7 protein-coding genes and 2 tRNA genes are annotated in these 8,337 nt (G+C 64.8%); 7 read left to right on the forward strand and 2 right to left on the reverse strand.

The annotated features are described in order from the left end of the window. The first annotated feature begins 268 nt into the window (after positions 1 to 268). Positions 269 to 1,045 (forward strand): tRNA-uridine aminocarboxypropyltransferase, encoded by a 777-nt coding sequence (locus ACB030_RS20140; RefSeq protein WP_371162212.1) that lies wholly within the window; start codon positions 269 to 271, stop codon positions 1,043 to 1,045. Positions 1,046 to 1,345: 300 nt separating this feature from the next. Then, complete coding sequence (locus ACB030_RS20145) at positions 1,346 to 2,125, forward strand: TSUP family transporter (RefSeq protein ID WP_371162214.1); 780 nt, start codon at positions 1,346 to 1,348, stop codon at positions 2,123 to 2,125. A 1-nt stretch (position 2,126) separates the two neighbouring features. Here the strand turns inward: ACB030_RS20145 and ACB030_RS20150 are convergent, their stop codons facing one another. Further along, positions 2,127 to 3,062, reverse strand: a complete 936-nt coding sequence (locus ACB030_RS20150) for a LysR family transcriptional regulator (RefSeq protein ID WP_371162216.1) — start codon at positions 3,060 to 3,062, stop codon at positions 2,127 to 2,129. Positions 3,063 to 3,114: 52 nt separating this feature from the next. Continuing rightward, a complete protein-coding gene (locus ACB030_RS20155; RefSeq protein WP_371162218.1) occupies positions 3,115 to 4,032 on the reverse strand; it encodes a DMT family transporter in 918 nt (305 codons plus the stop codon). Between the two features lie 157 nt (positions 4,033 to 4,189). On the opposite strand from ACB030_RS20155, the gene ACB030_RS20160 reads away from it, so the two are divergent. From ACB030_RS20160 to ACB030_RS20180, 5 genes are all read left to right on the forward strand, one after another. After that, the gene (locus tag ACB030_RS20160; RefSeq protein ID WP_371162220.1) at positions 4,190 to 5,077 is read left to right on the forward strand and encodes a helix-turn-helix domain-containing protein; all 888 of its coding nucleotides are present in this window, start codon (positions 4,190 to 4,192) and stop codon (positions 5,075 to 5,077) included. 261 nt (positions 5,078 to 5,338) lie between these two features. Next, entirely contained in the window at positions 5,339 to 6,973 is a 1,635-nt protein-coding gene (locus ACB030_RS20165) for an ATP-dependent endonuclease (protein WP_371162222.1), read from the forward strand. 103 nt (positions 6,974 to 7,076) lie between these two features. Then, the gene (locus ACB030_RS20170; RefSeq protein WP_371162224.1) at positions 7,077 to 7,796 is read left to right on the forward strand and encodes a hypothetical protein; all 720 of its coding nucleotides are present in this window, start codon (positions 7,077 to 7,079) and stop codon (positions 7,794 to 7,796) included. A 268-nt stretch (positions 7,797 to 8,064) separates the two neighbouring features. Next, a tRNA-Met gene (locus tag ACB030_RS20175) sits at positions 8,065 to 8,141 on the forward strand. Between the two features lie 93 nt (positions 8,142 to 8,234). Then, positions 8,235 to 8,311: transfer RNA gene (locus ACB030_RS20180), tRNA-Met, on the forward strand. Positions 8,312 to 8,337 lie beyond the last annotated feature (26 nt).

The following is an 8,337-nucleotide window of genomic DNA, read 5'->3' on the forward strand; positions in this document are numbered from 1 at the left end:
GTGGCAAAGATGGCAACTATGCCGACTTTCTAGCGGATGATCAGCCCTCAGACCCAAAGCGAAAGAAGAACCCCCTTTTTTGAAAAAGAAGGGGGTTCTTCAGCAATCTGAGGGGCCTGCCGGCCCCTCTGTCATAGGGGTCACCGCGCTTATCCGGCGAGCGGCCCTGACCTCCCTGTGGTCCCCCTCGGGAGCCTTGCAGCCCCATGGCGCGCCCGCTACAATCTGCCCCCTTTTTCCCGCAGACCCTGTCGCCGAGCCGCGCCCCATGAAGCCCATCCCCGATCATGCCGTCAATCGCCTGCGCATCTGGCGCAAGAGCATCTCAACCCGTCCCTTTCTCGCCCGTGGCGGCAGCGTGCCCCGCTGCGAGGCCTGCCAGCTGCGTCATGCCTGGTGTGCCTGCGAGTGGCGCCCCGAGCTCAAGGCCGAGGCGGGCTTTTGCCTGCTGATGTATGACAGCGAGCCCATGAAGCCGTCCAACACCGGCCGTCTCATCGCCGACGTCTTGCCCCAGACCACCTGGGCCTTTCTCTGGAAGCGCACCCAGCCCCATCCCGAGCTGCTGGCCCTGCTGGCGGATCCCGCCTGGCAGCCCTATGTGGTGTTCCCCGCCTGCGAGAAGAACCCGGCCCGGGTGACCGAGCAGGTGGCCCTTGCCCCTGGCAAGAAGCCGCTCTTCATCCTGCTGGACGGTACCTGGCCCGAGGCGCGCAAGATGTTCAACATGAGCCCCTATCTGGATGGCTTCCCCGTGCTGTCGGTGCGGCCTGACGCGCTCTCCACCTATGGCATGCGGGTCGCCCACTGCGATGAGCACCTGTGCACCGCCGAGGTGGCGGCCTGCGTGCTGGAGGTGGCCGGTGAGCTGCAGGCAGGCCAGGCGTTGCAGCACTGGTTCAATTTATTTAGCAGCCGCTATATGGCGGGTCGGGTCAGCCGGGCCCCGGGCGAGGACGAGAGCTCGCTGTTGCAGGCCCTGGAGGCGATCAAGGGGGAGGTTGCCGAGTCTGCCGCTGAGCGGGGCGAGGCAGCGCTGGCTTAATCCTGTTCAGCAGCCGCTATATGGCGGGTCGGGTCAGCCGGGCTCCCGGCGAGGACGAGAGCTCGCTGTTGCAGGCCCTGGAGGCGATCAAGGGGGAGGGCGATGGACTGGCTGACCCTCTCCTACAGGGATCGGACGCTGCCTGAGCCACTGGGGCTGACTGATGAAAATCAGGAATCAATTGGCTGCCATCGTTTCGTTAGCCTCATGAGCCCGCCCCCGTTAGGATAGCGACCTGCATTGTGCTCAAACAGGACACCCGGGATTGCCGCGGGTGGCCGCATCACACGAGGTTTATGGATGGAACTGGAACTGCTCACCCTGGTTGCCCTGTTCGGGGTCGCCCTCATCGCCGGCTTTATCGACGCCATCGCCGGAGGCGGCGGCCTGCTGACGGTGCCGGCCCTGCTCGCCACCGGCATGCCGCCCGCCCTGGTGCTTGGCACCAACAAGCTGCAGAGCAGTTTCGGCTCCTTCTCCGCCACCTGGTTCTATGCCCGCAAGGGGCTCTTGGAGTGGGCCATCATCTGGCCGGCGGTCATCTGCACCTTCATCGGGGCGGCCATCGGCACCCTGGCGGTGCAGACCATAGATGCCGCCATCCTGGAGCGCCTCTTGCCCTTCCTGCTGATGGCGTTCGCCTGCTACTTCTATTTCTCCCCCAGGGTGAGCGATGCGGAGAGCCAGCGCCGTCTCACCCCCATGATGTTCGCCCTGCTGGTGGGGGGCGGGGTCGGCTTCTATGACGGCTTCTTCGGCCCCGGCACCGGCTCCTTCTTCGCCATCGGCTTCGTGGCCCTGGCAGGCTTTGGCATGGCCAGAGCCACTGCCCACACCAAGCTGCTCAACTTCACCTCCAACATCGCCTCCCTGCTGTTCTTTGCCCTCGGCGGCAAGGTGGTGTGGAGCGTGGGTTTTTGCATGGCGCTGGGCCAGTTTATCGGGGCCCGTTTCGGTTCCAAACTGGTGCTCAAAAAGGGGGTGAAACTTATCAAGCCGCTGCTGGTGACCGTCTCCCTGGTGATGTCCGCCAAGCTGGTGTGGAGTCAGTACCCCGAGCTGTTCAGCTGGCTGGTCTGAGTCAGCTCTGGCCTTGGCTCACCCGGGCGAAGTGGGCCCGGATCGCCTCGACCAGGCGCTGGATCCGCGCCCGCTTTAGGCTGCTTGGCCGATAAACCAGGTGCAGCGGGCGCGCCAGCCCCGGCAGGGCGCGCGCCCGTTTCCCCTGATCCCCCACCAGGGCCAGCAGGCCGGCCGGCAGCAGCACAGGGCCTATGCCCGCCTTGGCCAGCTCGATCAGCGCCAGATAGGAGTCGAGCTCCATGGCCGGCACCAGCCCGAGCGCGGCCAGGGGATCCCGCAGATAGCGATTGGAGGGGTTCTCCAGATCCATGGTCAGGATCTTGCACACCTTGTCCTGCATCCCCTCACTCACGTCGTCTTCAGTCAGCTGTGTGCTCGTCATAGTTGCTTGCAAGGCGCTCTGATGATCCGGCTGCGCCGCCTCCTCCTGATCGTCCCCCACCAGATAGAAGGGCTCCTCCAGCAGCAGCTCGGCGCACAGGCCGTGACCGGGGGGCAGGCGGCCGGCGCAGATGCCGAGCAGGGCATCGCCACCGCGCACCCGCGTCAGGATCACCGGGGTGTGGTGGGTGGAGAGGGCCAGGTGGGGATCCCGGCCAAGGTAGTCGTGCATGAAGCGGGCGAGGTAGCCCGCCAGCAGGGTCTCTGAGCAGGCGACGGGCAGGGGGGTCTGGTCGGTGAGGGTCTGGCTGTCCGCCAGCACCCCCTTCATCTCGGCGAGGCTCGGGGCCACCCGGGCGAGCAGCTCCCTGGCCTGGGGGGTGAGGCGAGTCTGGCGGCCATCCGGCTCGATGAGCCGCTTGCCAAGGCGCTGCTCCAACTGGGTGATGCGCTTGCTCACCGCCGACTGGCTGATATAGAGGCGACTCGCGACCTTGGCCATGGTGCCCTCGCTCGCCAGCAGGCAGAGTGTCTCCAGCCCTTCCAGTAACATGCTTCCTCCGTTCAACCTCTGTTGGGAGGGCTTACCTTAGGGGCTACCGGCATCAGGGGCAAGTACCGTTTGCAGCCCTCGATAACGGCCAGCGCCACGCCCTGACGGGCGGGGCGAAGATCACCAGGTTGCCGACCAGACTCACCACCACGCCGACGATGGAGACCGTCTGCCAGACGAAGCCCTCATAGAGGGTGGAGAGGCTCAGCGCCACCAGGGGAAACAGCACAGTGGTGTAGGCGGCCTTGCTGGCACCGATGCGCCCCACCAGGGTGAGGTAGGCGGTGAAGGCGATGACGGAGCCGAAGATGGCCAGATAGACCATGGCCGCGAGGTAGCGGGGCTCGGTTGGCAGGGTCAGGGACTGACCCAGCACCATGACCCAGCCCAGCAGCAGCACCACCCCGTACACCATGCCCCAGGGCACCATCTGCAACACCTGATAGCCTTGGCGCTGGCCACGGGCGGAGACAAGGTTCCCGAGGGAGAAGCAGAGGGTGCCGCTGCAGGCGAACAGCAGCCCCTTCCAGCCGTTTGCACCCAGTTGCGCATCCGCCAGAACAGGCCAGAACAGCAGCAGTGTGCCCATGAGCCCCAGCAGCGACCCCTGCAACCAGCGCAGGCCCGGGCGCTTGCCCTCGAACAGCCAGAGGTTGAGACCGTTGAAGATGCTGGCGCTGGCGAAGATCACCGCCGACATGCCACTCGGTATATAGAGGGTGGCGTGGTAGAAGCAGAGGAAGTTGGTGGAGAAGAGCAGGGCGCCGAGCAGGGCCGCATAACGCTGACCCGCCCAGGGCAGGCGCGGGAACCTGCCGCTTAACGTGAGCAGGGCAAAGAGCGCCAGCGCCGCCAGGGCGAAGCGATAGAGCACAGAGACCTCGATGGGAATGGGGCCGAGCTGCCAGGCGATGGCGATCCAGGTGCTGCCCCAGATGAGGACGGTGGAAACATACAGCAGGAGATTCATAAGCGGATCCGATGAGAAGGGGAGTGACATGGGGATCAGCATGGGCCTGATGGCCCCCCCTGGCTTGCACCATCTTGCGGTTTTTTGTGGCCGGCAGCAGCGCTTGGCGAGTCGCCGCGATAAGATGGCGGCACGGGAACAAGGATGAGGCAGACAGGTGCAGCAGAGACGACCGGCGGGGGTGTTCGATGCCCTGGTCAGCACGGGGGCGCGGCTGGAGGACTCCTGCTGGCTGGAGCCTGGACTTGGGGTGGCCAGCTGGCGCAACCGCTACGATCAGACCCGTTACCACAAGCCGGGTCACCACACCATCAGCGTCTATCTGCAGGGGGGCGAGCAGACCGAGCGCCTCGACGGTCCCGGCGGCCACGGTGGCACCGGCAAGGTGTGCATCATGCCGGATCACCACAGATCCGAATGGCTGGTGCGCGAGGAGTTTCGCTTCTTCCACCTCTACTTCACCCCTGAGCACCTCTGCCGCATTGCCGAGCAGGTGTGCGACAAGGAGGGGCGCCACCTGGTGTTGCAGGACAAGACCTTCATCGAGGATCCCCAGGCCGCGGCCCTGGTGCAGGCACAGCTGATGAAGCTGGACTGGCAGCACGGGGCAGATCGCATGGCGCTCTCCCACGGTGCCTGGATGCTGATGTTGCACGCCTACCGTCACCATACCCGGGAGGCGCCTGGGCTCCCCGAGGTGCGGGGCGGCCTGGCCCCCGTGGTGATCCGGCGGGTGCAGGAGTATCTGCTGGCTCACCTGGCCGAGCCCGTCACCTTGAGCGAACTCGCCCGGGAGGCGGGCCTGAGCGAATATCACTTCGCCCGCATGTTCGGCCAGAGCCTGGGTTGCCCGCCCCATCGCTACCTGCAGGGGCTCAGGCTCCAGCGGGCCAAGCAGTTGCTGGCGGGAAGTGACCCCCTGGCCAGCATCGCCGCCCAGTGCGGTTTCTCCTCCCAGGCCCATTTTGGCAACCGCTTTCGGGAGGCCTTCGGCCTGAGCCCGGGGCAGTGGCGCGCCCAATTGTCATTCTCCTGTCACAGATAACGCTGAGACTCTGGGTAAAAGAGGTGTACCCTCTACCACTTACCCACAAAAAGGAATGCCCATTGAATCATCGCAAACGTCAGACCCGTACCCGCCACCTCTGGTTCAGCCACTGGAATGCTCCGCAAGACCGCATCTCTGTTCCCACCCCTCCCGAACCCGCAGTGCCTCACAGTTCCCGCTGAAAACCCCAAGACCCGATAGGATTTTCCCGGCAACTTTGCCACTATTGCGCCATCAGGATGGACTGGATATGGCCGCATGTTTCTGGAACGCATTGAAGTCAAAGGTTTTCGCGGGATAAATCGGCTCTCGCTCGGGCTGGATCACACCACTGTTCTCATCGGTGAGAACGCCTGGGGCAAGTCCAGCCTGCTGCGTGCCCTCTGGTGCCTGCTGGGGGATGCCGAACCCTATCAATTCAGTCGCGATGATTTCCATCAGCCCGAAGATCCCGAGCTGAGCCCGTCGCGCACCCTGCAACTGGTGCTCACCTTCAGCGAGTACCGCCCCCAGATGTGCCAGCACTCCCGCCGATTGGCGCGCCTTGGCGCGGCCTGGATCCCTCACAGGGACAAGTTCCACCGTATCCACTATCGCGCCAGCGCCGAGCTGCTGGACGACGGCAGCGTGCAGAGCACCCATGACTTTCTCGACGGCATCGGCAAGAACCTGGCCATCGACAACAACGAGGAGCTGGTGCGCCTGCTCATCACCATGAACCCAGTGTTCCGGCTGCGGGATGCCCGCACGGCCCGGGACGGCATAGAGCGGCTGCCCTGGGACGATCTCTCCGAGCAGCGGCTCGGGGAGCTCGCCGGCAAGCTGACCGACGAGCCCCAGCGCATCGGCGAACCCGAGCTCAAAGAGGCGCTGCAGGCGGTGCAGCAGTTGATGGAGCACTACTTCAGCGCCCTGGCCCCCATCAAGCACAAGCCCCGCAGCCAGCGGGAGATAGTCAATCGCCCCATGACCCTGCGCAACCCCGGCAACTTGCAGGTGCTGCTGCGCAGTGCCGACAACCGGGCCCTGCAACTGGCCATGGCAGGCATGGCCGCCATGCTGCTCCATGCCCGCGGCAACCGCGAGCTGGAGGAGGGGGCCAGGCCCATACTGATGCTGGAAGATCCCGAGAGCCGCCTGCACCCCACCATGCTGGCGCTGGCCTGGGGCCTGCTCGAGCAGTTGCCCGGCCAGAAGCTGCTCACCACCAACTCGGGGGATCTGCTCTCTTCCCTGCCGCTCAACCAGGTGCGCCGTCTGGTGCGTCGCCAGCATGACATCCTCTGCCATCAGCTGGGGGGGGAGCGCTACAGCAGCGACGACTTGCGCAAGATTGCCTTCCACGTGCGGATCAACAGACCCATGTCGATGTTTGCCCGCTGCTGGCTGCTGGTGGAGGGGGAGACCGAGATCTGGCTGCTCTCCGAGCTCGCCCAGATCTGCGGCTACAGCCTGCGGGCGGAAGGGGTGCGGATCATAGAGTTTGCCCAGTGCGGTCAGGCCCCCCTCATCAAGGTGGCCCGGGACTTTGGCATTGAGTGGCACCTGCTCACCGACGGCGACGAGGCGGGCGCCAAGTACGCGAGCTCAGCCCGTTCCCTGCTCAAGGGGGAGCGGGAGCGGGACAGGATCACCCAGTTGCCCTCGGCGGACATAGAGCACTACCTCTACCATAACGGATTCGAGGCGGTGTTTCGGCGCGAGGCCGGGGTGGGGGGGCGCTCCACCCTCAACGCCGGGCGCATCATCTCCAAGGCCATCCATCACCGCAGCAAGCCCGGTATGGCCCTGGCCGTGGTGGAGGAGGCGGAGCGCCTTGGCAGCGAACACATTCCCCCCATGCTCAAGCAGATGTTCGCGCGGGTGGTCGCCCTGGCCCGAGGCCAGAGCTAGTCTCGCAGGCGTTGGGGATGGGGGCGGGTTTGGGTATACTCGCCTCTCGTTTTTTGTTGCCGGGGCCCCTTGGCCCTGTCATCTGTTTGCTGCCGGAGACCCTATGTTCGTCCAACTTCCTTTTTGGCTCTTTTCCCTGACCGGTCTGATGGCCCTGGGGGCCCTGATCGCGCTCGGGATCGTCCTGTGGCGCGGGGATCTCTGCCCGGGCCAGCGCTCGCGGATCACCAACCAGCTCTTCTCCATCTGGGTGATCACCGGCCTCTCCCTGATGCTGGGGATCGAAGCAGGGGTGACCGGCTGGCTGCCCTGGAGCGGGGGCGCTGCCCTTATCCTGGGGATAGTGCTCTCCCTGGCCCAGTCGCGCCTCGAGGGCAAGCGCGCCATTCCCGCCAGCCTGCTGTGGCTGCCTGCCATGCCGCTCGCCCTCTATGGCCTGGGTCTGCTGCAGATCCAGGGCTGGCTGAATGGTGTGCTGCAGATGGTGCTGCTGGGCTCGGCCTTCGCACATTTGATGCTGCTGCGTGCCCGCCACCGCCTGCAGGCATTCAATCTGCTGTTGCCACTGGCGGGGCTGCTGGCCGCCATGCTGAGCCTGATCTGGTTGGCGGTGCGGGTGAGCGGGCAGGACAATGGCGCCGGGCTCGATGCCCTGATCCCCGGGGTGCTGACCCAGGCGGGCTTGCTCATCGCCGCCCTGCTGCTCTGGTTCAGCCCTATCTACCGGCAGCAGGAGACGGTCCCCGTGGTGCTGTCCGTGACCCTGTGCGGTCTCATCATCGCCCAGATAGCGGCGACCAGCGTGCTGCACCAGCTGGCCTGAGTCGCCCCAGGACAAGCCAGGGAGTTAGCCCGCGTCTGTGATCGGCGCGGGCTTTTTCACACATATAGAGAGGGGGGAGCACGCCGGATCCGGTAACCTGGCCTGGCAACGGAGGGCCTCGAGCGGCAAGGGAAGCACCTAGTTGACTGAAAAAACTACGGTTTGTTGCAAAAGAACACAGCATGTGGTGGTTTAATCCCCGGATAAACTTTTTTTAGGATAATTACTTGCAATCTCAGCGTTGGAGCCTATTATTGGCCACCTCAGACGCGGGGTGGAGCAGCTCGGTAGCTCGTCGGGCTCATAACCCGAAGGTCGTCGGTTCAAATCCGGCCCCCGCAACCATCTGAGTGTCGACATCGGCAACACCCAGAGGGTGACAGGTGATGAAGACGATTCGAACTGGCTACTGCTCGGCCACTTCGGAAAAAATTCGGACGCGGGGTGGAGCAGCTCGGTAGCTCGTCGGGCTCATAACCCGAAGGTCGTCAGTTCAAATCTGGCCCCCGCAACCAACTATTTGTCCTCATGGCGCGGTCTT

The sequence above is a fragment of the Aeromonas sp. S16(2024) genome (genome assembly GCF_041403065.1).
GTDB lineage: Bacteria > Pseudomonadota > Gammaproteobacteria > Enterobacterales > Aeromonadaceae > Aeromonas.